Source organism: Mesorhizobium sp. RSR380A (assembly GCF_054719385.1).
Genome location: NZ_JBTTIB010000001.1, coordinates 5,014,940 through 5,039,233 on the forward strand (window position 1 = coordinate 5,014,940; position 24,294 = coordinate 5,039,233).

Below are 24,294 nucleotides of genomic sequence, written 5' to 3' on the forward strand. Positions count from 1 at the left end.
TTGCTCGTTTCGCACCGCTACCTCAACCAATCACGCCGCATGGCTGGAAGATCACCGTCGCCAGTCGAATGGCGGCAATGCCTTCGCATTGCTTGGTGGTGCGCTCAATCATTCTGTTAGCCGCGTATGGGCTGGGTACTGGCAAAGAGCGGAATAGTATTGCAGAAGAGGCGATTGTTGAGATTCTGCTGAATGTGCCCGCGTGAATAGCAAAATTGGCCGGCATCCCCGTCTACCTTGGCAGGCAGATGACCCACAGCTCATTCTTTCGCACTGTCGATGGAGCGAGTTGAAGGGAACCTATAAAAAATCGGCAAAGGAGGCGGCTAGAGGGACAGAGATATACGAGCGCGCCAAGAAGCAGTTTGACGAAAGCGCCGCCGCTGATTTGGTCGACCAATGCGTGCGTCAGACTGTGGTTGAGCAGATAATTGATCTTGTTCTCGCCAAGAAGAAACCCGCTCGGATAGTGATTCCTCACCCGGAATATGATCCTCACGATATGGACGAAGGAGGAAATGCCCTTCGCCCGACAAATGCGCTTCCATTTGCCTACGCCGCATATCTCGCCCAAGAAATGGACTGCCCCATCGATGACCAGATCATCGAAACGGCGCGTCCGGGTCGCACGAAATTGAAGCGGTTCCCACGGTTTTTGTGGCAACCAGCCTTCGCGGGAGAGGTGCGACAAGATTGCACCTATGTCCTGGCCGACGACAATTGTACCCTTGGCGGCACGTTGGCGACGCTGCGGAACTACATCCTTTCGAAGGGTGGAACCATCGCGGCAGTTACAGCTTTATCAACCAATGACGGCCTACACTGTCGTTTTCCCATTGCTGGGAATACGGTTGATGTGCTTAAGTCGACTTATTCTGTGGACATTTCGTCCCTCTGGATAGAGGAAATTGGCCATGACATTCGGTGTCTTACAGAGAGTGAAGGAACATTTCTGGCCGACTGGCCAAAAAGAAACCCAAGCTCCGATGGGGCCAGCCCATTTCAACGACTCAGAGATCGCCTCGCTGCGGCAGCAGCTAAAGGCGAATAGCGATTCTGCGCTTAAAATCCGCGCCGCGCGTGGCCACAAGGTTAACCCCCGAATCTTAGCGGCACGCAAAGCGGGCGCTAACGTCTAAACTCGTCTCTCGACGCGCTCTGTCTCCTTGGCCTTCCGCTTTCGCCGCACCTTCGCGGTATTGACGCACTGCCTGATCCGCTCGACTAGCGACGGCTCCCAGCCCCTCAGTTGAACAATGCGCCGGGCCGTCTCCTTGCTGCCTTCCGCCTCGCACTTCAGGATTATCCGTAAAGCTCGCCTTTCCGGAAGCGGCAGGGCTGCCGCCGCAATGGCGCGACCTCCGCGCGATTCGCCACAAGCGTGTTTATCGCGTGTTCGTATCGGGTCGAGCGAACGATGGGGGCAGCTCTTGGCATTCCCGGATTTTATGTGAAGCCACCAGGTAGCGGCAGTCGGAATGTTGGTGCGTTTGCTACATAAGACCGCAATTTCGCGGATTGAGCTTCGGCAACGCCAGCTTTTCAGATGGTGGCGCCGCCCCTCATCCGCCCTTCGGGCACCTTCTCCCCGTGAACGGGGAGAAGGTGGAGCCATTCCTCAATAATCGTTATTGTAATACCGGTCGTCGCAAGGCGCCGTGTAGATCCGGCCGTAGCGGTCCTGGTAGCGGCACAGCTGTTCGCCGCGGCGCTGCGGCGTGGTCGACTGGCCGATAACGGCGCCGAGCAGGGCGCCGCCGGCGGCGCCGATCACGGTGCTCTTGGTGTTGCCGCCCAGCGCCTGGCCGGCGAGCGCGCCGACGCCGCCGCCGATGAGCGCGCCGTTGGTTGCCCTCTGCTGCTGTTCGGTCTGGGTCGCGCAGCCTGCCAGGGCGGCAGTCATGAGCACGGCGGCAATGGCTTGTCTGATGATCATCGTGGAACTCCTTTGAAGCCCCAAACGCGGATTGGAGCGAATGGTTGCCAGTTGCTGGCGCATTGCGGCCAAACGGCGGCATGCTGGCTCACGAAATGCGACATGGTTTCTCAGGCCTTGAAGATGATGGTCGCCAAAGCGGAAACGCCTTGCGCGAACAGGGCGATAGCGCCTCGGTTGAATCGATACGCCAGCGCTGATCCGGCGCTTTTTGAATAACGTCCTTCCAGCAATTTCCCGAATAGAAATGGAGATACCAATGACCCGAGGTCTTCCCCGGACGCTGTCGCGCGCCGCCGCCCGCGAGGCCGGATCTGCCCCGCCCAAATTCGGCCTCAAGGCCGTCACCACGGGGCAGGGCGGCTCGTACCGCACCGTCTTCACCCTTGCCGGCATGCAGGTGCCGGTCGCCGACGCGCTGGCCTATGCCAGCCAGAAACTGCTCGATTTCGCCGACGGCAAGGTGCGCATCAAGGGCGGCACGGCCAGACTGCAATTTGCGGTACTGACCACCCGCGCGGCGACCATCAACGACAATGCGGCGCTGACCTGGTCGCTGGGCTCTGTGGCGGCATCGAGTGCGACGCTGGCCGGCGCCATGGTCAATGTGCTGGCTTCGACGGCCCGCACACTGGATGGCCTGGGCGCCGCGCTGTCGACGGCCTCGACCGCGGATGTCGCGGCAGCCGCCACGCTGGACGGCACGGTGACGCCGGTCGACCTCTATCTCAACCTGGCGTTTGCGACCGGCGCGGATATCGACGCCGATGGCACGCTGGCGGTGACGGGCACGATCACGCTGCTGTGGGAGAACTGGGGCGACAACGCGTAGGCGGCGACACAGCCAATCTCCCCCCTCGTGGGGGAGATGCCCGGCAGGGCAGAGGGGGGCGCTGTCCCGCCGGCCTGTCCTGTCGATTTACACTTGCGTTATTCGGAGAGGCTTCGGCTGACGAAGTGCCCGAACGCTGGCGTTCCTTCGCGCCCCCCTCTGTCCTGCCGGACATCTCCCCCACAGGTGGGGAGATTGGCAGTTTCGCCGCCGGCTCCTTCTAACAACAATCAAAGGAATCCACTCATGACAGATCTGGCAGACGCCGGGTCCGTGGCGGCGCGTGCGCAGCCGGCGGGCAACCCAGTACGGCCACCGGCAGGCGCGGATAACGGGTCCGCCGCGCTTGGCGCCAAAAGTTGGTTTGACGGTCTTTCCGAAGGCAACCGCAAGCTCGCTGAAGCCAAGGGCTGGACCAAGGCCGAAAACCTCGATCGGGTTTTCAATTCCTATGCGGAACTGGAGCGGCAGCAGGGTGAGAGCCTGCGCGTTCCAGCACCCGACGCATCCCCGGAAGACTGGCAGAAATTTCATGCCCGGCTGCCGGAGACCATGCGTCCGCTGACATCGCCCGACAAGGTCGAGTACAGGCGGCCCGACGGCCTGCCTGAAAACTTCGCTTATTCGGACGAGCTTGCCCAGGCGTCCAAGGCCTGGGCAGTCGAGGCCGGCGCCACGCCCAAAGTGGCGCAGGCCTATCATGACCGCTTCGTCGGCTACATGGCCGAACAGGCCGCGCGCCAGGACATCGCGCTTGCCCGCTCGGTCGAGGCCACGCATGACGATCTCGTGCGCGACTGGGGACCGACCGACAGCGATGGCTTTCGCCAGAAGCTGGAGGTCGCCAACCGGGCGATGAAGAAGCTCGGACTGGTCGACGCCTATAAGGCCAAGGGCATCCTTCTGCCGGACGGCGCATTGACCGATCCGCAGATCGCCAAGGCGTTCCATGCCGTCGGCGAGGCGATGTTCAGGGAAGACACGATCGACGGCGGCGCGGCTTTGAGCGGCGGCAATCCGTTCAAGCGCAACGCCGCCGGTGACCGCAACATTTCGGCGATTTCAGCCCTTGTCAAAAGCGACCCCGCCCGCGCCCGGCGGCTGGCACGCGAGGCCGGTGAAAACCCGGACCTCTGGATGCCCAACAATCCCCTTTAGTCCTCCAAAGCTTGCCGCCACATTAAACCTCAAAGGAAGTGAAAAATGGCAGACGCCTATACCCGTATCGCGGACGCGATCGTTCCGTCCGTTTATGCCCAGTACTCGTTCGAGGAGCATGTCCAGTCGCTGGAAATCTTCCAGGCTGGCATCCTGTTCAACGACCCGGCCACCACCGCCAAGCTGTCGATGGGCGGCCGTTCCGTCGACATGCCCGGCTGGAAGGATCTCGGCAACGATCCGTCGGAACCCGTCAATGACGATCCGGCCGATTCCATCGAGATGAAGAAGATCGGCGCCCGCCGCGAGGTCGCCGCCCGCAATGTTCGCGCCCAGGCCTGGGGCGTTCCGGACCTGACCTCGATCCTGGCCGGCGACGATCCGCAGAAGCTGATCGTCAAGCGCCAGACCGAGTACTGGCAGCGCGCCAACAAGCTGACCCTGCTCGGCATCCTGAAAGGGGTCGTGGCCGACAACATCGCCAACGACGGCAGCGACCTGGTGCGCCTCACCGGCGCCTCCATCGTCGACACCGACATCATCGAGGCCGCCTATCTGATGGGCGACCGCGCGGACAAGTTCAAGACGATCTGGATGCACTCCAAGCAGATGAAGGCACTGAAGCTCGCCGATCTCATCGACTATGTTCCGTCGTCAGAGCAGGGCGGGCCGCTCATCCCCTACTACATGGGGCTGCGTTGCGTGGTCGATGACGACATTCCGGTCGCGGCCGGCGTCTACACCGCCTTCATGTTCAAGGACAAGGCGATCCTGTGGAACGAGCTTCCGGTCAACACGGAAGGCGGCCCGCTGGAGTTCGACCGCAAGCCGCGCCAGGGCCATGGCGGCGGCGTCACCGAGATGGTCGGCCGCAGGCACTTCGTCCCGCACGTGCCCGGCACCCGCTTCCTCGACGCGTCTTCGGCCGGCGAGTTCGCCACCGACGCCGAGCTCGCGCTGGCGGCGAACTGGGACCGCACGGCGTCCAGCGTCAAGAACATGACCTTCATCGCGCTGAAGACGACCGAGGCGTAGTACCTTTCGTCCGGCCAGCGGGTCGCCGAAACTGCTGATCTCCCCCCTTGCGGGGGAGATGTCCGGCAGGACAGAGGGGGGTGTGAAGGATCGCCAACTTCCGGTCCCTTTCAACCCCCTTCAACCCACAACCGCTTCTCCAAATTACGTCAGGTCGGCGGGACAGCACCCCCCTCTGGCCTGCCGGCCATCTCCCCCGCAAGGGGGGAGATTGGCGCTCCGCCATATGCCCCTGCCCAATCAACCACCATCCACGAGGCGCTGATCCATGGCCATCACCCCGCTCGACATCGCCAATATGGCGCTCGCCGTCCTCGACGAGGCGCCGATCGACAGTCTCGACCAGGACGTCAAGGCGGCGCGCCTGCTCAACCTGCATTTCGACCTGACGCGGGAAGCCGAACTCGCCAGGCACGTCTGGGTGTTCGCCATCCTTGCCGCCAGCGTCGCCGGCGCCGACACCGGCAGCGGCAATTGCACCTTGAACTTCGCCTATGAACTGCCCGCCGATTGCCTGCGGCCGCTGCCGCTGACCGCAAATGGCGAGCCGGACGGCGTACCGATCTCCTGGCGCCAGGAAGCCGGGCTGATCTATTGCGGCCGGTCCGGTCCATTGATCATCCGTTACATCGCCAACCTTACCGACCCGAACGACTGGGACGCGCTGTTCACCGAAGTGCTGGTCTCCGCCCTTGCCATCAAGATCGCGCATCCCTTGACGCACAAGGCGGGCATGATCGACATCGCCCGCTCCGCCTATGACCGGGCGCTGGACGCGGCCTTTGCCGCCAACGCCATCCAGCGCGGCGGCCGGCTCTACACCTCATCCTGGGCGCAGCAGCGCGGCGACTTCAGGGTGTCTGCCCGATGACCGCGCTCTACCCTATCCAGGACGTTTTCACCCGTGGCGAAATCAGCCCGCGCCTGCACGCGCGCGCCTCACTCGATCTCTATCGTGCGGCGCTGTCCAAATGTGAGAACTTCGTCACGTTGCCGCATGGCGGTATCCGCGCCCGCGGCGGCAGCTATTTCGTCAACGAGGTGAAGAATTCGGCCAGGAAGACGCGCGCCATCCCCTTCATCTTCTCCTCCGAGCAGGCCTACTGCCTGGAGTTCGGCGACCTCTATATCCGCGTCTATGCCTATGGCGCCCGCGTCGGCACGGTCGAGGTGGCCTCGCCCTATCTGGAGGCCGATTTGTTCGACCTCGCCTATGTCCAGTCAGCCGACCAGATGTGGATCACCCACAAGAACTATGCGCCCAAAGTGCTGACCCGCACCGCCCACACGACATGGACGCTGGCAGGTTACGAGTTCCTCGACGGCCCTTACGATCCAATCAACACGACCGGCACCACGATGACGCCGGCCAGTTACGGCTCGTACGTGCCGAAGATGACAGGCTTGACGGCTCCGGCCGGAACGGCTTTGGCCAGCAACGGTTCCGCGTCGGCGTGGGCGATTTTCGACAAGGACAGCAGAACAGGTGCGGAGATCGGTGCCGGCACCAATGGCTGGGTCCAATATCGGCAGGCGAGCGGAGCGCAGAAGGTTTGCAACGCCTACTGGGTGCAAGCCATGAACAGCGCGTCGGAAGCAGAAAACATGCCGACGCAATGGGAAATCCAGGGCTCGAACGACGGATCGACATGGACAACCATCGACTCGCGGATTGGCCAGATAGGCTGGGGTAACTCCGAGCGTCGGTTCTTCGAATTCTTCAACAAGGCCGCCTTTGAATATCTGCGCATGGACATGGACGGTGGCGGCGGCTCTGACAGTACCAGAACCGACCTCGCCGAATGGGCGCCGAACGAGGACGGCGACCTGATGACGCCGTTCAATCTGACGGCGTCATCGGTCATCGGCATCAACGATGATACCGGGTTCCAGACATCGGATATTGGCCGCGCCATCCGGCTGCTCGGTTCGGATGGGCGGTGGCGCTGGGCCAAGATTGCAGCGCGCACGAGCGCGACAGTCGTTACCGTTCGTCTGTATGGCCATGCCTTGCCGGATCTCAGTCCGATCAGTCGCTGGCGGCTTGGCACCTTCGTGCCCGGAAAATATGTCGAGGCGGGCTCGCTCTATGAGGAGCGGTTGGCCTTCAGTCGAAAATTCTCGGTCTATGCATCGGCGACCGGCGACTTCGATAATTTCGCGCTCGGCGAGGAAGATGACGACGCGCTGGAATTCGTCCAGGCCGGCGGCGGCCAGGCCAACGACATCGTCTGGATCGCCGATTCCGATGGTGCGCTGCTGATCGGCACGTCGGGCGGTATCAGGGCACTGTCCGGCTCCGGCATCGACGAGGCACTCACCCCGTCCTCGTTCAAGAACCGCCGTTCGCGCACCTTTGGCTGCGCCCGCATCCGCCCGGTCGATGCCGGGCAGTCCTTCCTCTATGTCACCCGCTCGCGCAAATCGATCGCCGAGCTGACGCAGAGTTCTACAGCCAGATTCACCTCCGATGACATCGGCCAGATCTCGGAACATATCCCCAAGCAAGGCGTGGTCGAACTCGCCTTCCAGACCGACCCCGACCCGATGCTGTGGTTTCCGCTCGAAAATGGCGAACTTGGCGGCTACACCCACCAGCCGAGCCAGGAGGTGCGCGGCATGCACCGCCATCGCTTCGGCGGCAGCTTCGCTGGATCCGCCCCCGGTCAACCCACTTGGGCGGTCGTTGAAAGCGCCGTGGTGACGCCTGGCCAGAACGGCGTCGACGACATCTGGCTGATCGTCAAGCGCACCATTGGCGGGGTGACCAGGCGCTACATCGAAATCATGACCACGCCATTCGAATACGGCATGCTGGAGGATGCCTTTCAGGTCGATTGCGGACTGACCTATTCGGGTGCACCCGTCAACGTCGTCTCCGGGCTCGGCCATCTCAACGGCCAACTGGTCGACGTGCTGGCCGGCGGCAAGGTCTATCGCGGCCTGCCGGTTGCCTCCGGCCAGGTGGCGCTGCCCGCCGGCGCCACAGCTGGGAAGTGGCAGGTCGGGCTGCCCTTCCAGTCCGAGGCCAACACGCTGGAACTCGACGTCGGCGGCCAGGACGGTTCCGTCATCGGCCGCCGCAAGAAGGTGGCGAAAGTCATCCTGTCGCTGCTCGAGACCGACACCACCGGGCTGCAGGTGCAGTCCTTCCTCCGCGGCCGCTGGGAGAGCGTGCGCATGCCGAGCATCGTCGCACCCGACGGCAATGCGAAACTCTACACCGGCAATGTCGATGTACCGGTCGACGACAGCTGGGAAGGGCAGGGCAGGGTCCGCATCCGCCACCTCAACCCGACGCCCTGCACGATCCGGGCGTTTACGCCGGTATTCGACGCCGAGCCGTAGAAAAATTTGATGCGGCAATAGTCAACGCCGAGCTCCCGCCCACCCCCCTCTGGCCTGCCGGCCATCTCCCCCGCAAGGGGGGAGATCAACGGCATCTTTGCCTTCGCTAATCGCTGACGTAGCAAGACTGGCGAGCCTGCTCGAGCTGCCAATCTCCCCCCATGCGGGGGAGATGTCCGGCAGGACAGAGGGGGGTGCTGTCCCGCCGACGTCACCATTCTCGCACCATTCCCACCAAGGAACCCACCCCAATGACCCCCCATGCCGAGACCCTCGGCAAGGCGCGGACGGCTGCCGATTTCGCGGCCGTCATCGCCTTGCTCGACACCGACATTAACGACGCCGTCGTCCGCAGGCGCGCGCTGGAGCAGGCCGAGGACCGGGCCGTCTTTGGCGACGGCGACCTGGCCGCGGCGCGCGCCGCGCTCGATGCCTGCAACGACGTCATCACCTTGCTGGAAAAAACCATCTGCGTCGCCGACACGCGCCGCATCGACGCCGCCGAGAGCGAAGCCCGCGCCGACATTGCCGCTCTTGGCGACGAGATTGCGGCCAAAGCCGCCACCCTGACCGAGCGCTGGCGCAACGCTGCCCGGCTGGTCGAGCTGCTGCGCCAGGAACTGTTCGAGGCCGATGCGCTCGTCCGTGCCATCGCCACCGCCAATGGCCTGTTCGACGCCGCCAGCGTCGCCGAGCTGAAGATAAACCTCACCGCTGCCCGCCGCGCCGCCATGGCCGGCGCACGGGCAGCCGCACCCGCTCGCCTCAGCCGCGCCGGGCTGCAGGTCGACCGGCTGCTTTTGTCCCTGCTCGCTGCCGGCGGTCCACTCGACCCGCGCCCGCAGCTTGGCGCGCCGGTCGCCGGCGTCAAAAGCAAGTTCATTCCCGCAATCAAACCCATTCCCGCGAGAAAACCCATTCCTGCAATCAAACCCCTGGGCGAACGAGGCTGACCATGTGCACACTTGCCCTTCTCGGCACCGTTCTTTCCGTCGGCGGCGCGCTGGCCGAGGGCCAGCAGTCGAAGCAGATGGCCGACTATCAGGCCAAGGCCTATGAGCAGCAGGCGCAGGCGGATGCTCAAGCCGCCGCCTTCGAGCAAGGCCAGGAGCGCGACAAGCAGGACCTGCTGCAGGCGCAGGCGCGCGCCCAGGCCGGCGCGTCCGGCGTCGGCATAGCCGGCTCGCCGACCGAGGTGCTGGCGGCGAATGCCAGGCAGGGCCAGGCGGATCTCGGCGCGCTGCTGTACGGCTCGAAGCTGCGCCAGAACAATCTCAACAGCCAAGCCGCCATCTCGCGCTTCCAGGGCAAGCAGGCGGTGACGGCGTCAATCTTCAACGCCGGCAGCGCGCTCGTTGGCGGCCTCTCCAAAATCTACGACCCGACGAAAGCGGCAGCGTCAAGCGCTGCGGCCGCCGCTGTGCCGGGCCGCTCCGTGATCTTCGGCAGTGCGGCCCTCAGGGCTCCGTGGGCGGGGAACACCTAGATGGTACACATCATCCCCCTTTCCGTCGGCCAGCGCCGGCTCGATACCGGCAACGCCGTGCAATATCCCCAGGGGTCGCCGATCGGCGGCGCCATGCAAGGTTTCGGCGACCACCTTTCCGCTCTTGCCGAACGCTACCAGCAGATGAAGGACCAGCAGGACGCGTTCGACGCCGAGCTGGCGCGTCGCGGCTTCGACGCGCGGATCGCGCAGGCCGAAGATGAAGTGGCGGCGAACGCGCCGGCGGATGGCGCAGGCATGCATGAAGCCATGTATGGCGAGGTCGACCTGCGCGCCGGCCGGGTGGTGAAACCAGGCCTGTACGATACGCTGTTCGACGATGCGAAACGGACGATGCCCGAAAGCCAGCAAGCCGCTTTCGCAGGTGAGAAGGAAAACAAGCGCGTCGTTGGCGCATACCGCATGGCGCTGCGGCAAAAGACCAAACGCGACGACTACGAGAAGGCCACCGTCGACACGACGCTGACAACCAATGCCATCGCCATAGCAAAAGGCGACCCGAACGACACCGCGAACTTCGAGGCGATCCGGCAGAGCGGGCTCGACCTGATCGCCAAGATCGGCAACCCGCTTGCCAGGCAAGCGGCGGAAGCCGCCTGGCGCACCAACGCGGCCAAGGCGCTGGTTCAGGCGATGATCGCCACGGACCCGAAGCGCGCTGCTGAAATGTTGGGTGCGGTGCCGGTCGCCGGCGGCGAGACCGCTGGCGATAGCGCGCAGGCTGCGGGCAACTCCTTTGTGGACGGCCCAAGGATGGCGCCCGGGAAAGAAGACCGCGTCGGCACGCAGACGCCGGATGACCGCATCGCGCAGGCGTTCAGGGACGATCTTCCGCAGGAGGAACAGGATGCGCTGGCCTTAAAGGCAAAGGTCGCAAAATTCAGTCAGGACATCCAGACGCGCGTCGAGATCGGTCGCGCCGAGAGGGAAGCGCCGGACGAGATAGCACGCACGGGCGCCTACTCCGGCCCAATGCCGGGCAAGGACGCCTACAGGACCATCTATGGCCTCGATGAGGGCGACAGGCGCCGGCAGGGTCTCGAATGGCGTACCAATGTCGGCAAGAAGATTTTCGACATGGCGACCATGTCGAACCAGGAGATCAATGCCGCCGTTGTCAGTGCCGAGCCGGGGCCGAACGCTTCACCGGCGGATCAGGCGGGCCACGATTCAACCGCTGCCGCGGCAAATCTGGTCCTGGAAAGGAGGCGAGTCTATCCAGGTGACTATGTCGATGGATTGTCTTCAGAAATCTCGGAGGGTTGGAAAGCCGTATTTGGCACTGGGCCCTCTGATTCAGAGGCTTTCGACCAAGATACTTACGACAAAACACTAGCCTTGTCTGTCGCCCAGCAAAATGCATTGGGCATCGCTGATGAAAATCTCCAACCCGTGCCGTTCTCTTTTCTCCTCAAGCTTGCCGAGCAGCGCGACAGCGGAAGCATGTACTTCATGGACAACTACGCGAAGGCGAGCGAGTTGTTCGCGCGCACGAAGGGTCCTGTCGCACGAGCAGCTTTGGTTCGGGAATTGGATGAGGCCGGCCTGGGCGGGATTCTTCCTGGCGGCAAGCCTGGCCTTTCGGCGATCGAGGTATTTCGATCGGAGGCCAGAGGCCTTGGCAAGGCAGGTGCGAATGCGGGGATATTCGCAGGCAAATTGATGAAGGGGATTGGCTACGGGGCTTCCCTTGGAACAAGCGATCCTCCCGATTTCAGCCAAGGCTACTTCGAGCCTTCGAACAATGCCGAGAAGGTGATGATGCGTCAGGGAAATGACGCATTGAGCTGGGCGATACCTGGGCCGGGCATTGGGCGAACTGCTGTTGCCGCGAAAGGGATACCTCGCACACTTGAGCCGTTGAGTGCCATGGCGTCGGGGCGCGCCGAAGGTCTCATCGCCAAAGAGCTTCCCGGTGAGTTGTCTAAGGAAGGCGCGGGACTCGTCGAAGGTGGCAGCGGACACCCGGCCGTCGCTCTCGATCTCCCCTCGGGCAGTTTCTCAATGTCAGATTGGGCAGATTATCCGATAGCGGTTGTGCCCAAGCCAGATGGATTATTCATACGGCTAGAAGGTACACAGCAAAAAGCTGCTAGAAAAGCGGCTGATCAGGCCAATCGCATTATCCGCCAAGAGCGAGGCCTTGTCGGCCAGCCCGTGGATGTGCATGAAATTAAGCCAGTGAAGTTTGGCGGGAGTCCGACCGATCCGTCCAACAAGGTCATTCTGCCCCGAGAAGTTCATCAGCAGCAGGTTACGCCCTGGTGGAACAAATTACTAAAAGACATTGGAGAATAGCAGTGGGATATGCACTAACTAAGGGACGTTTCGACCCACCGGCTCAAGCTGCAGTTGTCGATGGCCTGCCCGCAAGCCTGGGAGTGACGTTGCCGAAGGATTACGCCAATTTCCTTAGGGAGCATAATGGAGGTGAAGGCTTCATCGGCGACAGCTATATAATTTTTTTCAAGGCTGAAGAGTTGGTAGACTTCAATCGAGAATATGAGGTTGAGAAATACGCACCAGGCATCCTCTTGTTTGCGTCGAATGGAGGAGGGGAAGCCTATGGCTTCGACACCCACGATGTGGAAATGCCGATCGTGCGCATCCCATTCATATTTATGGAACGGCAATCCGCCGAGACGATAGCGCGTGACCTCGCCGGTCTATTTGCTGCGTTGGAGGACTTGAAATGAGCGTCCAAGGTACAGATTCGCGTTCCAAAGGCATGGAATTGTTCGAGATCAAACCGGTAGCGGTTGGCGGCGATCCAGTTAGCATGGAGAACAAGATCTGGTTGACCAGGCAAGAGCATTTTCAAGTGGTGCGCTTTTGGAATCGAACTATCGAAGTTCAGCGTAAGGCGGCACTGGAAAAGGCGGGACGAAACGGGGAATAGAGTGCAAGGAGCACGAGCCATGACCAGCGTCGGACGATCATTTGCAAATCCACCGAACCGCCGGCGCAAGCAACTCGTCCCTAGATCCCAACATAATAATGGTACCATCTTCCAGGAGGTTTTGCATCCGAATCGTGGCGGAGGGTTTCTCTTTGGGGCAAGTAGGCAGGCTGATAGACATAGTTGCAAGGCTGTCGGAGTTTGACGAGTACGACACGATTTATGCGTCGGAGCCTTGGACCGAGGATTCCGATGCGATGGTTGCTACCGGGCTGGACACGGGAAGATCGCCACCGGAGGCCGTCGAAGCCGGTTTGGAATATTTTCTTGAGATACATATCTGTCGAGAAGTCATCGAGGGTTGGCTTGCCTCAATAAAAGAAAAACCTAGCCTAGCGGGGGTTTGTCCAAGGCTTATCGAATACGCCATCAATGACGCATAGGAGAGATAGAGTGGAACATAACCCGCGCTATGACGGAAAGCCGCTGCTTAAACTATTGGAATTTTATGTTTTGTGGGTAATTGGTGAGCTGCCCGAAGAGGTGGATAAGTCCTTGAAGGCGATAGCTCTCAAACTGCACACTCTCTATGGCGGCGATGGACAGTGGCAGGGCGCAATTGCCGCATCTGTTCATTTTTCCGAGGAATACCGGCGGAAATCCGGGGTCTATGGGCGAGGAACCTCGAAATCGCTCGCGACAACGACGTAACGCTTTCGCCTCAGAAATTTGCCGAGATGTTCGTAGATGAAAATTTCGAGAATGATGGATTACGGTGACAGCGTATTTCTAGAGGTCCGCACCAGTGCAGGTAGAGCGAAAACTCTAAACTTGACAAATTGAAAAGAGTGCACTGTCACCGTAATTCCGAAGCATTGAGACGCATAATTCAGCTGGACAGCCTGATCGTGGGCGTTGGAGGAACTGCCGAGTTATACTTGTCCAGCGGACAAAGTGGCTTCAGTATGGACGGACCCGTTGAGAAGAACAGCAATGTCTATTAGATTCGCTGCGCTAGCGCCCACTTACATCTGAAGGGCTGGCCAGCGGTCACTTTGAAAATCGCATGGGACGGCGGCCTTGGGTCGCCGCAATGAACATAGGCAGGAAGATACTTCTCGGTGGAACCGTTTCCTATGACGACGACATCGAACTGAACAAGCGGCGGCAACACCCGACCATAGCCTGGTTGTGGCGGCTGGAGACATGTGATCCTTCGGAATGGCCAGAGCTACTGGCCAAATACGAAGACATCGGTCGCACAGTCATGCAGAGGGCGACGCCGAGGCAATGGCGCTGAGGATCGAGCTTGGGCTGCCGGCTGAACCGGAGAAAGTGCCGACCGAAGAAGAGCGTATTATGGCGGAGGCCGGGGATGGCTATGTGACGCCTGCGCAGCGCAAGCGGCTGCGCTACCTGCGCAAGAGGAGGGGTGATGCGCCGCGTCTAACTCTTCGGCCTTCATCACAGCGCTGATCGTCGCGCACCAAATTGGAACTTCTTTCAAGCCTCGCTTTCGCGGGGCTTTTTTCATGGAGCAAGCCTTATGGCCCGACCTGCAACTGCCGCCGTTCGCCTGTTGACCGGCGAGCGTGAACCCGTGCGCCTGGCGACGACAAGCAACATCACCCTTTACGGCCTGCAGACCATCGACGGCGTGCCGGCCGAGGTCGGCGACCGCGTGCTGGTCAAGAACCAGGCCGATGCCCGCGACAACGGCATTTATTCCGCCAGCGAAGGCGCATGGTTCCGCGCCGCCGATGCCCGCACGGCCCGCACCTTGCAGAAGGGCACGACGGTGCATGTGCAGCAGGGGGCGGTCTCGGCAGACTTCGTCTATGTTTTCGAAACGTTCGACCCGGTGATCGGCACCGACGCGGTCACGATCGCCTTTTACCTGTCGGAGGACACGCTGGGCGATGCGGTGGGCGCGGCCAGCGCTGCTGCCGCCAGTGCCGCTGCGGCGCTCACCTCGAAGAACGCTGCCGCCACCAGCGCCACCAATGCCGGCACCTCGGCCGGCGCCGCCGCAGGTTCGGCCACGGCCGCCGCCGGCTCCGCCACAACAGCCGCGACCAGCGCCACCAATGCAGGCAATTCGGCAACGGCGGCTTCCGGCTCGGCATCGGGCGCGGCGACCAGCGCCACCAACGCAGGCAACTCGGCTACGGCTGCAGCCGGTTCAGCGAGCGCTGCCTCGGGCTCGGCAACCGCGGCTTCCACCTCAGCCACCAATGCCGCGACCTCCGCTTCCAATGCGACGGCCAGCGCTGCGGCGGCATCAACCTCGGTGGCAGCTCTCGGCTACACCTTTTCCACGATCATAGCCGACGCCGATCCTGGCAATGGCACCTTGCGGCTGAACAATGCGAGCGCCGCCTTGGTGACCGCGGCCTATATCGACAATCTCGATGCCGGCGGCTCCACGGTGAGTGGCATCCTCGATGCCTTTGACGACAGCACCAACCCCATCAAGGGCCAGTTGACCCTGCGCTCGAAAGCCTCCACCGCTATCTCCTATGTCTACAACGTCAGTGGCGCGGTGGTGGATGGTAGCGGCTATCGCAAGCTGACGCTCGCCTATGTCAGCGGCGCCGGCACTTTGCCGACGGCGGCCAACGGCATCTGGCTGATGTTCGACCGGGCCGGCGACAGAGGCGCCGACGGGACGGGAGTAGGAGATTTTTTGGGGCCTGCGTCTTCGGCAACCGACAATATTGTCACTTTCGCGGGCACGACGGGCAAGGTGGGGAAGGATAGTGGGATCGCGGTGTCCAGCCTGGCGCCGAAGGCCAGCCCGACATTTACCGGGACGCCAACGGGGCCGACCGCAGCGCCTGGAACGAATACCACGCAATTGGCTACAACGGGGTTCGTCAAGGCTGGGTTTGATCTGAAACTTGATAGCCGACCCAACCTCGGTGTCGTCGCGCAGACGATCACCGATTGGAACAACGCCCTGGACAACGGCTGGTATATGGCCTCGGCGGCGGCTAATGCGCCAGACGGCGTAAATTGGTTCCTGGGGTTTGTGGAAGCGCACGGAAGCACTGGCTACCGGACGCAGACGGTGCATGATTTCGTCAACGACACTACGGCGGCAGACCAAAAGCTATGGCGGCGCAGGCAGGCTGGCGGTGCCTGGGGAGGATGGATCAAGCTGCAATGGTCGCAGGCCGAACAGGATGCACGCTATGTCCAGTCGTCCACGGCGTTGCTTCAGAAGTTTTATGAAAGCGCGCAGCAGACCATCACGAATGCCGGATCACTGACGCTAGCGCATGGACTCGGCGTCAAGCCAAAAAACTACTTTGCCGTGCTGCAATGCACTACGGCAGATGCCGGGTATTCCATTGGAGACGAAGTACTGGCTAATCCGGGCGGCGGTACAGGCAACAAAGGTCTATCGCTGGTCCCGGACGCCACCAACATCAATGTGCGGTTTTCGTCCACCGCTGTTGATATCACCGCCAAAGGCACCGGCGCAGGCACCACAATTACCAACAGTAGCTGGAGGCTCGTCGTGCGAGCGTGGGCCTAATTATTAGCGGCTTCTCTCCTGGCCTGCAGCAGATCCTGCTGAGCGCAGTATTTCTCGTAGGGCGACCCCGTATACCGGGAAATGATGTCTACATTACCGATACAGGCAAAACAGCCAAAAAGAAGCCGCCTGTCGATAGCAGCCATCCGGCACCGCAACATAGGCGCCAAGAGCGACAAGTGCCACCAGTCCAATTTGCAGGGACTGATACCGGTACAGAAGCCACATCTAAAAAGCCCTTTCCAATTTTGAGGCGACACCATGACAAAATACTCGTTGACGGCAATGGCGCCTATCTCGGCGGCTTTGATGGTGAAGACCTCGAGCTTCTGAAAATGGCATCGAAGTGCCTGAAGCCCCGGAAGATGCGCGTCAAATATGGGATGGCTAGGCTTGGAGTGCTGCCCCGGCAGTCCGCCACATTGTGCTGAAATCCATAGTGCAAGCCCGCATCATCGGCGGCGGCAAGATGCCGCAGGCCTATGGCATGCTCACCGGCAACCCGATCTATTTCGCCCGCTGGTTCGCTCCGGACGATCCCTCTCTCTACAGCGACGATCCTGATGCTGTGAACTTGGTCCGAGGGCTCGGGCTCGATCCGGCGGTAATCCTCGCCCCTAGCTCACAACCCCAAAAGAGGCACAAAATGAACCGCAACTTCGCGCGGGCGCTTGCGCTCGTCCTCAAATCGGAAGGCGGCTGGTCCGACAATCCGGCCGATCCCGGCGGCGCAACCATGAAGGGCGTGACGCTGGCCAATTTCCGCCGCTACGTGAAGGCGGATGCGACGAAGGACGACCTTCGCCATATCACGGATGCTCAGGTGGCCACGGTCTATCGCCGCTTCTATTGGGATGCCGCTGCGGGCGCCGAGCTTCCCGGCGGTGTCGACTATGCCGTCTTCGACTTCGCCGTGAACAGTGGGCCGGGCAGGGCGGCTAAATATCTGCAGGCGGCAGTTGGCACCGCACAGGACGGCAGGATCGGCCCGGCCACGCTCAAAGCTGTCGGCGCCAGGCCACTGGGCGCAGTCATCGACGATCTTTGCGATGCCCGCCTGGCATTCCTGCGGCGGCTGCCGACCTGGCCGGTTTTCGGCAAGGGTTGGAGCGATCGCATCCGGTCGGTCCGTTCCCAGGCGCTGTTGATGTCGGCACTACAGCCCGCGGCACCTTTGCCGGGCACCCCGCCCCAGCCATCAGCGCTCTCGCCGAAGCCCGGCAGTGCGATGCCGCCGGTGTCTACCGGCGGGCGCGTCAGCCCCGTCGAACGCCTGCCGTTCTGGCGTGCGCTGCTTCAAATCCTGAAATCGATTTTCGCAAGGAGTTCGACATGATCGCCGTCTTCATCCGCATCGGCTTGCGTTACGGCGCCGGTGTTCTGGTCGCGCGTGGCCTGCTCGGCGCCGACGACGCGGCGGCATTTTCTTCCGACCCCGACATTCAAGCTGGTCTGGAGATCGCCGCCGGTCTCGCCATCGCCTGGGTCACCGAGACCTGGCACTGGCTGGCCCGCAAATCCGGCTGGGAGCACTGACATGGAAGGGTTTCAACAACTGCTCATCGCCTATCTCGAAGCCGCGAAACCCTATGCTATCGGCTTTGCCGCCGGGCTTGTCGCCGGGTGGCTGCTGTGAGCGCGCTCCTCGCCGTCCTGCTTGGCAACAAAGCGCTGCTGGGCTTCCTGGCATCGGTCATCGCCGCCCTTTGCTGGGGCGCTCACCAGCGGCTGGCCGGCGCCAGGGCCGAGCGCGGCAAACTGGCGGCCGCTGAGGCCGCGGCGCGCGCGGTCGCTGAGCAGGTGCAGAACGACGTCGGCGCATTGCCGGCGGACGCTGTTCGAAAGGAGCTGAAATCATGGGCAAGGGACTGATGCTTGCGCTGCTTGTGGCGCTTGCCGGGTGCACGACTGCTTCGGGCGGCTTCTGCGCGATTTCAAGCCCGCTGCGCCTGTCGGCCGAAGCCGTCGACGTCCTGTCGGACGCCGAGGCGAGAGCGCTCCTGGCGCACAACCGCAAGGGACAAAAGCTCTGCGGATGGAGGCCTTAGCCGATGCACGACCTCTTCGACATACTCGGCATCAAGGGGCCGGTCGTCGCCGCCGGGCTAGCCGGCGGCGTGCTGCGAGCACTGTCGCGCCATCGCTACAAGCTGCGCGAGATGATTGCCTCGCCGATCTGCGGGGCGCTGGCGGCTGCGTATCTGACGCTGCCTGCCGTCGCCTGGTTCAGGGCAACCGGCATGCCTATCCCCGATCCGGCCGACGATACCACGACGCTCGCCGCCGCCTTTTTGATCGGCGTCTCGGCCATGTGGATTTCCGACATCGTCTTCGAGGTCATCGTGCGGCGGTTCGGCTCGGCCGGCAACGAGTGATGCACTTGAGATGCTGGAAGAAGCCAGCGACAATGCCTACCTAAGGAGCAATCCAATGGAGGTATGATATGGCGACGTCCACCGAACGTGCAGTCCTTGCCGGCGGCTGTTTCTGGGGCATGCAGGATTTGATCCGGCGCTATCCCGGCGTGATCTCTACCCGCGTCGGCTATAGCGGTGGCGATGTGCCCAACGCCACGTATCGCAACCACGGCAGCCATGCCGAAGCCATCGAGATCGTTTTCGATCCGGCCAGGATCAGCTTTCGCACATTGCTCGAATCCTTTTTCCAGATCCACGATCCGACCACCAGGAACCGCCAGGGCAACGATGTCGGAATGAGCTATCGCTCGGCGATCTTCTACACCAGCGACGAGCAGAAGCGCGTCGCCGAAGACACCATCGCCGATGTCGATGCCTCTGGACTGTGGCCGGGCAAGGTCGTCACCGAGCTTGCGCCGGTGGGCGATTTCTGGGAGGCGGAGCCAGAGCATCAGGACTATCTCGAGAAATACCCCAACGGCTATACCTGCCACTTTGTCAGGCCGGGCTGGAAGCTTCCGGTCCGCGAAAAGGCTGTTTCGTAACGCAGCCGCTATCGTCTGCTTATCTGGCGGTCGAACTATTCTTCCGCGCGATCGGTATGCCGGCCGCCTTGTTGAAGTGGCCGTGCTCGGGCTGCCCATAGATGAACGCGCCGTGGACGGGTTTGCCGTCGACCTCAGAGCCTGAGAACGCGACGGCCTCGATCTTCTTTGTTCCGGTCAGGCTCTGGTTTCGAAGATAGGCGAAGGTTCGCACCGCTTCTCCGACAATTCGATCGAGAAACGGTTTTGGCCGCCTCCCGGGCCGTCGCACGAGGCTTGGAAGGCGCTCTCGTCCCGAAACAAAATGGTGCTGTGCGCAAAGCGCCGGCATGATCTGATAGATTCGGTTGACCGAGCAGGTCATGAATCCTGGGTGAAAAAGAACGAAGTCGACCTCTCCTCTCAGATGCATGGTCCTGCGCAGCAATCTTTGCGCTGCCGATCTGGAGATGACATAGCCTGCGGCGCCCGCGTGCAGGCCATAAAGTCTGGCAAGCGAAAACCCATCATCGAGAGCGACTTCCTTGCGTCCGACCCTCACTTTGGCAAAATGCGTTTCCAGCTTGATCACATCGGCATCGCGCGGCACCCATCGATCGGAAGCAAGCAGCGAGCCGGCGCCCGCGCCGAAAACGACGTCGTCCTCGAAAACCGCGCCATATTGATCCGCGCCGTTCGCAACGATCTCCCAACACGAGCGGTGGCTCAGGAAACAGCAAACCTCAGCAGCGCTTAGCGGGCTTTTGGCGACAGAGCAGCAATCGGGGCAATCGATGGCGGAGACACGCTCAAATGGTACTCCGATCCGGCCGAACTCGGACGCGACATGCGCCAGCCGATCGCGAGAACGATCAAGATTGATCACCAGACACCTCATCAGCGCCCCCTTGTCCGGTGATCAGTGAATATCACGTTCCCGTGATTGCACAAAATTTGCTTACGTGCGGGGCAGTGGGTAGCGGCGTACGGTGCCGCCGGTTGGTTTTGGAGGTTGGGTGGACATTGACGGCGTCCCCCGCGTGGCGCGAGCCTTTACCGTGCGCGCCTAGACGAGTCGCCCTAGAAGCCGAAGAATTGCCGACCGATCATGTATCCGAGCGCGACGACCACAAGGGGAAACAGGGCGGGCGTCAGCCCACCAAGAGCGGAGGTCTTTGGCTGTTGCCTGGAGATGGTCCTGGGTGCATTGCCGAGATTCTTGGTCATCCGGTATAGTAGCAAGCGCTGATTAACGATTCCGTAACCCGATCGAGGCCGCCGCGGCTTTTTGCGTTTCTGGCGCGACCTTGACAATGCCCAGCCCGTGACGCAACTGGGCCGTCTTTGAGAGCATTGTGAGGCAAGGTCAATGCGGGTGACGCTCGTTTTGAAGGGCGTAATACCCTGCCGAGGTTACGGTGGGATTCAGCGTCAGGTCGAATGGCTGGCCACGGAGATGGTTCGTCTCGGACACGAAGTCGTGGTGATCGCTGGCCCTGGCTCCAGCCACCCGCTCTTCGAAGTCCGGCACGCTTCGACCGATGCCGAATGCCGGGCAGCCATTCCGCGCGACACGCAAATCGTCCACACCCATAGTTGGCCCGTCGAGGTGCCATTTCCAACGCTGAATACGCAGCGCGGCTTTATGCCGGACCAGCCCATGCCAGTTGCGAACTGGAGCTTTATCAGCGCCAATCATGCCCGCCAGCATGGGCGCGAGACATTCGTCTACAATGGCTTTCCGGTGGACGCCTATCGTTTGTCGGCTGCAAAGGGCGACCGCCTGCTATTTCTCGCCGGCGTTGCACGATCAAGCAAAGGCCTCAACCGCGCCGTCGATCTCGCCAAAAAATTCGATTTCGGTCTCGATATCGCCGGTGGCTCGCGTTGGAAACTGCTGGGCCGAAGTCAGACCCGCCGCGAAGGGTTGTTTTTCAAGAGCCTTGGCAGGCGATACCGTTTCCACGGAATCGTTGACGGCGAGCCGAAGCTTCGCCTTCTCGGCGAAGCGCGAGCCTTCCTCAACCCCATCGCCTGGGAGGAGCCGTTCGGCAACGCACCGGTCGAAGCCATGTTGTGCGGCACTCCGGTGCTGACGACGACGCGAGGCGCATTGCCCGAGACGGTCGATGCCGACAGCGGGCGCTTCTTTGAGACCGATGAAGAATTTGCGGCCGCTTTCGAGGCCGTCGCCGACCTTACGCCTCAGCAATGCCGCGAATCGGCCGCGACGAGATTTCCCATCCAAAAAGCGGCGCGCGGCTATCTGGATCTCTATGCCCGCATCCTTGACGGCGAAGCGCTTCCTTGACGACCGGCGATCCAATCCTCTTCGTCGGCTTCCCCGCGGTCGGCGACTTCGTCCGTTGCCATTCTGCCATCCAGATCATCGCTGCGCGATTTCCTGATCGCCCCATAGATGTCGTCACCTCGCCTGTCGCAGCGCCGCTGGCGCGCCTGATGCCGCATGTCAGGAAGGGCTGGGCGCTTGCCAAGCGTCATCAGCGCCCCGGTTTTGGCGAGCGCAGCCGCCTGGTTGGCGAGTTGCGCAAGGAAAATTACCGTACGGCCTATCTGATGACCAGCAGCACCAAGGCGGCGCTGATGGCGTTCATGGCCGGAATAGAGGAGCGCATCGGCTATCCGCAGGAGTTGCAATTCGGCCTCCTCAATCGCTTCCCCGCCGGCTGGTTGGCGCATCTATGGGCCTTCGGACCCCGCAAGACGCGGCTCTTCGAGGAGGTCTGCTCGATTGCCTCGCTTGGCGAAAAGCCGGCTGCGGGCGCAGAGTGGCCGGCGCCCCGGCTTGTGGTCGATCCGGCCGAGTTGGACGATTGGCGCCAGCACAAGAAGATCGATGCCGGCCGACCGGCCCTGGCGCTCTATACTGCCGACATTGAGAATTTCCGCTCATGGCCCGTCGAGCGCTTCATTTCGATCGCCAGAGACCATCATGATCGCGGCTGGGCAATCTGGATTGTAGGCGGACCGCGCGAGCACGCCGGTGCCGCAAAAATCCGCGCCGCCATTCCTGAGGCAATCGACTTCACCTCGACCCCGTCGATTGCTGACGCGATGTGCCAGATCGCTGCGTCGACCATGTTCCTCGGGGTTGATGGCGGGATTTCCCACGCCGCCGCTGCCCTGAACGTCCCATGCGCGCTTATCTACGGGCTGAATCGCCCCTATGTGCATGGGCCCGTAAACAACCATGTTCGCTTTATCGAACCACCGCTTTCGACGCCCAGCTGGGTCAAGGACACGCGGGGCATCAGCGAAACTCGGGTGAGGGAGGCTCTGGCTGACATCTCAGCCGGTATCGCCAACTGACCAATGGTCTCGCCGGCCCCAGGCGTCTGGTTAAAAACGCCCCGTGGGGGCAACCGTCGCCGCGTTTCGGTTACCCCATGGCCCTGCGGCTTTCGGGCTCGTGATTGCCGACCCAATGTGCACGGATGCGGTCGCTGGCTTCAAGGTAGGCCATGTCGATGAGATAAGTCAGAAGCTTCTCGCCGTCGGCTTCGGCTTTTTGCCTAAGCTCCCGCAGTATCCCTTGCGCGAACTGCAGGTTCTCCATTTTGCTCGGCTGGTCCATCGGTGCTCCCCCAACGTCTGCGTATGAACTTTGCGCTGGCTATGCTTGCATGAAGATTGCCGTGAAGTGGATATTGCACGTGCGGACCGCGATCCTGCGAAGGCGCTGGCTGCATGAAAGCCGCCCCATCCGGCTTCAAGATTCGCTACACTATGTGACGGAAAGAAAATAAACAAAGCGTTCTTTTGTACAAGACAGGAAGATTCCTTCAGTTCACACCACGAGATACTTGGACAGCATAGTTGACGTAACGATATTGCGTGGCCTTAGGCTCTCGTTTCGAAACAAAACGTAGCATCGTTGCAACCACAAGACGAATTCCAGCTGACCGGGGCCGCTCCGTAGTCAATCGCCGGTTACAAACGGCACCGGGTCTCAGCGCAGGGCTTTGGCCAACCCATCGTTCCACGGCAGCGCAGGCCGGATGATCTACCGCCCGCCTTGGCTTGACGCCAAGGCGGGCTTTTTGCGTTTGGCTTCTACCGGGTGAAATGTTGTCGGACCCGGTCCTGTCGGCATCGGGCGGTTTCGAGAATGAATTTCCTGCCTGCCGGCTTTCTGCGCCGCTCGCGCTAGGCCGACTTGCGTTGCGGCAAGCTAGACGGCGTCTCGACACCGTCAGAAATCGGTTCGGCTGTCCGGTTTGTCGGCTCGTCATCGACCCGGTCGTGCTCGAATTGCCGGGCGGCAGGCAAGGGTTGCAACCAGTGCTCACGGCGATTGACCCAGAGTTCATAGCTGGGCTCCAGCCCTTCGGTGGGCACCTCATCGAGGCTGCCAATCGTCACTTCCACCTCATTCTCACGAACCAAAGGGACCCGGCCGCCGCAGGTGGGACAAAAACTTCTGTCGCCGTAGCTATTGACGATACCCGTCGTTTCGAACGCCTCGAGCGGCCACACTGCAAACGCCGAAAAAGCCGACCCGCTAGCCTTGCGGCAGTCCTTGCAATGGCAAAGGCCAATCCGAAAGGGATCTCCCGTCACCGAAAACTGGATGCCGCCGCACAGGCAGCTGCCGCTCCGCCTTGTATCATTGGGCATGACCGCTCCTCCATCTGGTTGGGCATCACACCGCTACATCTTGCAGCGCCATGCGCACAATCAATTCACGCGCGGCGCAACGGTTCCATGTCGCCTCGCGCAATGCATTGTCTGGACCCGGCAGCGCCATGGCGACGACCGCCGCAAGGCTGCTGGACATGTCAGTTCGGGAAATCGAATACCGGTTCCCGGCACCAATAGACACGGCACTGGCCATCACGTGTCGGAACGGAGGCAGCGACCGGCACCTCCGGCCAGTCGCACTCGTTGCCGTATTGGCGGACATAGCGATCGTAAGTATTCCGGCCGGTCGTCAACACCGCCGAGTGATGGCTCTGGATCAGGCGCTGCGTTTCCTCGCAGGTCATCGAACGCGTGTTGGGTCGGGCGTAGGCCGTGCTTGTCGCGACAAACAACGCCGTTAAGATGATCCCTGCGATTGCTTGTGATGTCATGGCG

General features: G+C 61.7%; 28 protein-coding genes and 1 pseudogene. 23 read left to right on the forward strand and 6 right to left on the reverse strand.

The window, feature by feature from the left end; all coding sequences use genetic code 11:
* Positions 1-28 precede the first annotated feature (28 nt).
* A pseudogene (locus ACYG9Z_RS24220) lies at positions 29-157 on the forward strand (IS1595 family transposase); the annotation flags it as partial.
* A gap of 132 nt (positions 158-289) precedes the next feature.
* Complete coding sequence (locus ACYG9Z_RS24225) at positions 290-1,051, forward strand: phosphoribosyltransferase (RefSeq protein ID WP_023739166.1); 762 nt, start codon at positions 290-292, stop codon at positions 1,049-1,051.
* Positions 1,052-1,618: 567 nt separating this feature from the next.
* Here the strand turns inward: ACYG9Z_RS24225 and ACYG9Z_RS24230 are convergent.
* Entirely contained in the window at positions 1,619-1,936 is a 318-nt protein-coding gene (locus tag ACYG9Z_RS24230) for a YMGG-like glycine zipper-containing protein (protein ID WP_023735878.1), read from the reverse strand.
* A 259-nt stretch (positions 1,937-2,195) separates the two neighbouring features.
* Between ACYG9Z_RS24230 and ACYG9Z_RS24235 the strand changes: the two genes are divergently transcribed.
* The 19 genes from ACYG9Z_RS24235 (at position 2,196) to msrA (ending at position 19,218) form a co-directional block, all read left to right on the forward strand.
* On the forward strand, positions 2,196-2,768 hold the full coding sequence (locus tag ACYG9Z_RS24235; RefSeq protein WP_023753152.1) for a hypothetical protein: 573 nt from the start codon (positions 2,196-2,198) through the stop codon (positions 2,766-2,768).
* A 246-nt stretch (positions 2,769-3,014) separates the two neighbouring features.
* The gene (locus ACYG9Z_RS24240; RefSeq protein WP_023753151.1) at positions 3,015-3,926 is read left to right on the forward strand and encodes a hypothetical protein; all 912 of its coding nucleotides are present in this window, start codon (positions 3,015-3,017) and stop codon (positions 3,924-3,926) included.
* A 45-nt stretch (positions 3,927-3,971) separates the two neighbouring features.
* Positions 3,972-4,961 carry a hypothetical protein gene (locus tag ACYG9Z_RS24245; RefSeq protein WP_023753150.1) on the forward strand — a complete coding sequence of 330 codons (990 nt, stop codon included), beginning with the start codon at positions 3,972-3,974 and terminating at the stop codon, positions 4,959-4,961.
* 268 nt (positions 4,962-5,229) lie between these two features.
* Positions 5,230-5,832, forward strand: a complete 603-nt coding sequence (locus tag ACYG9Z_RS24250) for a phage connector family protein (protein ID WP_023753149.1) — start codon at positions 5,230-5,232, stop codon at positions 5,830-5,832.
* On the forward strand, positions 5,829-8,309 hold the full coding sequence (locus ACYG9Z_RS24255; RefSeq protein ID WP_023753148.1) for a phage tail protein: 2,481 nt from the start codon (positions 5,829-5,831) through the stop codon (positions 8,307-8,309). The genes ACYG9Z_RS24250 and ACYG9Z_RS24255 overlap by 4 nt, the downstream gene beginning before the upstream one ends.
* A gap of 251 nt (positions 8,310-8,560) precedes the next feature.
* The gene (locus ACYG9Z_RS24260; RefSeq protein ID WP_023739173.1) at positions 8,561-9,262 is read left to right on the forward strand and encodes a hypothetical protein; all 702 of its coding nucleotides are present in this window, start codon (positions 8,561-8,563) and stop codon (positions 9,260-9,262) included.
* A gap of 2 nt (positions 9,263-9,264) precedes the next feature.
* On the forward strand, positions 9,265-9,795 hold the full coding sequence (locus tag ACYG9Z_RS24265) for a hypothetical protein (protein WP_031244285.1): 531 nt from the start codon (positions 9,265-9,267) through the stop codon (positions 9,793-9,795).
* Positions 9,796-12,114: a hypothetical protein gene (locus ACYG9Z_RS24270; protein WP_023753145.1), complete on the forward strand. Its 2,319-nt coding sequence runs from the start codon at positions 9,796-9,798 to the stop codon at positions 12,112-12,114.
* Between the two features lie 2 nt (positions 12,115-12,116).
* Entirely contained in the window at positions 12,117-12,512 is a 396-nt protein-coding gene (locus tag ACYG9Z_RS24275; RefSeq protein WP_023735867.1) for an SMI1/KNR4 family protein, read from the forward strand.
* On the forward strand, positions 12,509-12,715 hold the full coding sequence (locus ACYG9Z_RS24280; RefSeq protein ID WP_023734799.1) for a hypothetical protein: 207 nt from the start codon (positions 12,509-12,511) through the stop codon (positions 12,713-12,715). The genes ACYG9Z_RS24275 and ACYG9Z_RS24280 overlap by 4 nt, the downstream gene beginning before the upstream one ends.
* A 453-nt stretch (positions 12,716-13,168) precedes the next feature.
* Entirely contained in the window at positions 13,169-13,426 is a 258-nt protein-coding gene (locus tag ACYG9Z_RS24285; RefSeq protein ID WP_155924307.1) for a hypothetical protein, read from the forward strand.
* Between the two features lie 579 nt (positions 13,427-14,005).
* Positions 14,006-14,191, forward strand: a complete 186-nt coding sequence (locus ACYG9Z_RS24290) for a hypothetical protein (protein ID WP_023753141.1) — start codon at positions 14,006-14,008, stop codon at positions 14,189-14,191.
* A 103-nt stretch (positions 14,192-14,294) separates the two neighbouring features.
* Complete coding sequence (locus ACYG9Z_RS24295; RefSeq protein ID WP_156931622.1) at positions 14,295-16,256, forward strand: pyocin knob domain-containing protein; 1,962 nt, start codon at positions 14,295-14,297, stop codon at positions 16,254-16,256.
* Between the two features lie 439 nt (positions 16,257-16,695).
* A complete protein-coding gene (locus tag ACYG9Z_RS24300) occupies positions 16,696-17,592 on the forward strand; it encodes a glycosyl hydrolase 108 family protein (protein ID WP_023684350.1) in 897 nt (298 codons plus the stop codon).
* Positions 17,589-17,792: a hypothetical protein gene (locus ACYG9Z_RS24305; protein ID WP_023684349.1), complete on the forward strand. Its 204-nt coding sequence runs from the start codon at positions 17,589-17,591 to the stop codon at positions 17,790-17,792. Before ACYG9Z_RS24300 ends, ACYG9Z_RS24305 begins: the two co-directional genes overlap by 4 nt.
* Before the next feature lie 96 nt (positions 17,793-17,888).
* Positions 17,889-18,128 (forward strand): hypothetical protein, encoded by a 240-nt coding sequence (locus ACYG9Z_RS24310; protein WP_023684348.1) that lies wholly within the window; start codon positions 17,889-17,891, stop codon positions 18,126-18,128.
* Entirely contained in the window at positions 18,113-18,304 is a 192-nt protein-coding gene (locus tag ACYG9Z_RS24315; RefSeq protein ID WP_023671459.1) for a hypothetical protein, read from the forward strand. The genes ACYG9Z_RS24310 and ACYG9Z_RS24315 overlap by 16 nt, the downstream gene beginning before the upstream one ends.
* Positions 18,305-18,307: 3 nt before the next feature.
* Entirely contained in the window at positions 18,308-18,631 is a 324-nt protein-coding gene (locus ACYG9Z_RS24320; protein ID WP_023753139.1) for a hypothetical protein, read from the forward strand.
* Positions 18,632-18,699: 68 nt separating this feature from the next.
* Positions 18,700-19,218: a peptide-methionine (S)-S-oxide reductase MsrA gene (msrA, locus tag ACYG9Z_RS24325; RefSeq protein WP_023671461.1), complete on the forward strand. Its 519-nt coding sequence runs from the start codon at positions 18,700-18,702 to the stop codon at positions 19,216-19,218.
* 19 nt (positions 19,219-19,237) lie between these two features.
* On the opposite strand, the gene ACYG9Z_RS24330 is transcribed toward msrA, so the two are convergent.
* A complete protein-coding gene (locus ACYG9Z_RS24330) occupies positions 19,238-20,083 on the reverse strand; it encodes a glycosyltransferase family 25 protein (RefSeq protein WP_050586903.1) in 846 nt (281 codons plus the stop codon).
* 483 nt (positions 20,084-20,566) lie between these two features.
* Here ACYG9Z_RS24330 and ACYG9Z_RS24335 point away from each other — a divergent pair, with 483 nt between their 5' ends.
* Both ACYG9Z_RS24335 and waaF read left to right on the forward strand, forming a co-directional pair.
* Positions 20,567-21,508 (forward strand): glycosyltransferase, encoded by a 942-nt coding sequence (locus ACYG9Z_RS24335; RefSeq protein WP_031244282.1) that lies wholly within the window; start codon positions 20,567-20,569, stop codon positions 21,506-21,508.
* A complete protein-coding gene (waaF, locus tag ACYG9Z_RS24340; RefSeq protein ID WP_023684344.1) occupies positions 21,505-22,527 on the forward strand; it encodes a lipopolysaccharide heptosyltransferase II in 1,023 nt (340 codons plus the stop codon). The genes ACYG9Z_RS24335 and waaF overlap by 4 nt, the downstream gene beginning before the upstream one ends.
* Before the next feature lie 70 nt (positions 22,528-22,597).
* On the opposite strand, the gene ACYG9Z_RS24345 is transcribed toward waaF, so the two are convergent.
* The 4 genes from ACYG9Z_RS24345 to ACYG9Z_RS24360 form a co-directional block, all read right to left on the reverse strand.
* Positions 22,598-22,792, reverse strand: a complete 195-nt coding sequence (locus ACYG9Z_RS24345; RefSeq protein WP_023684343.1) for a hypothetical protein — start codon at positions 22,790-22,792, stop codon at positions 22,598-22,600.
* 572 nt (positions 22,793-23,364) lie between these two features.
* Positions 23,365-23,835 (reverse strand): GFA family protein, encoded by a 471-nt coding sequence (locus ACYG9Z_RS24350; RefSeq protein WP_023715175.1) that lies wholly within the window; start codon positions 23,833-23,835, stop codon positions 23,365-23,367.
* A 25-nt stretch (positions 23,836-23,860) separates the two neighbouring features.
* A complete protein-coding gene (locus ACYG9Z_RS24355) occupies positions 23,861-23,995 on the reverse strand; it encodes a hypothetical protein (protein WP_023684341.1) in 135 nt (44 codons plus the stop codon).
* Position 23,996: 1 nt separating this feature from the next.
* On the reverse strand, positions 23,997-24,290 hold the full coding sequence (locus ACYG9Z_RS24360) for a hypothetical protein (RefSeq protein ID WP_023684340.1): 294 nt from the start codon (positions 24,288-24,290) through the stop codon (positions 23,997-23,999).
* Positions 24,291-24,294: the final 4 nt, after the last annotated feature.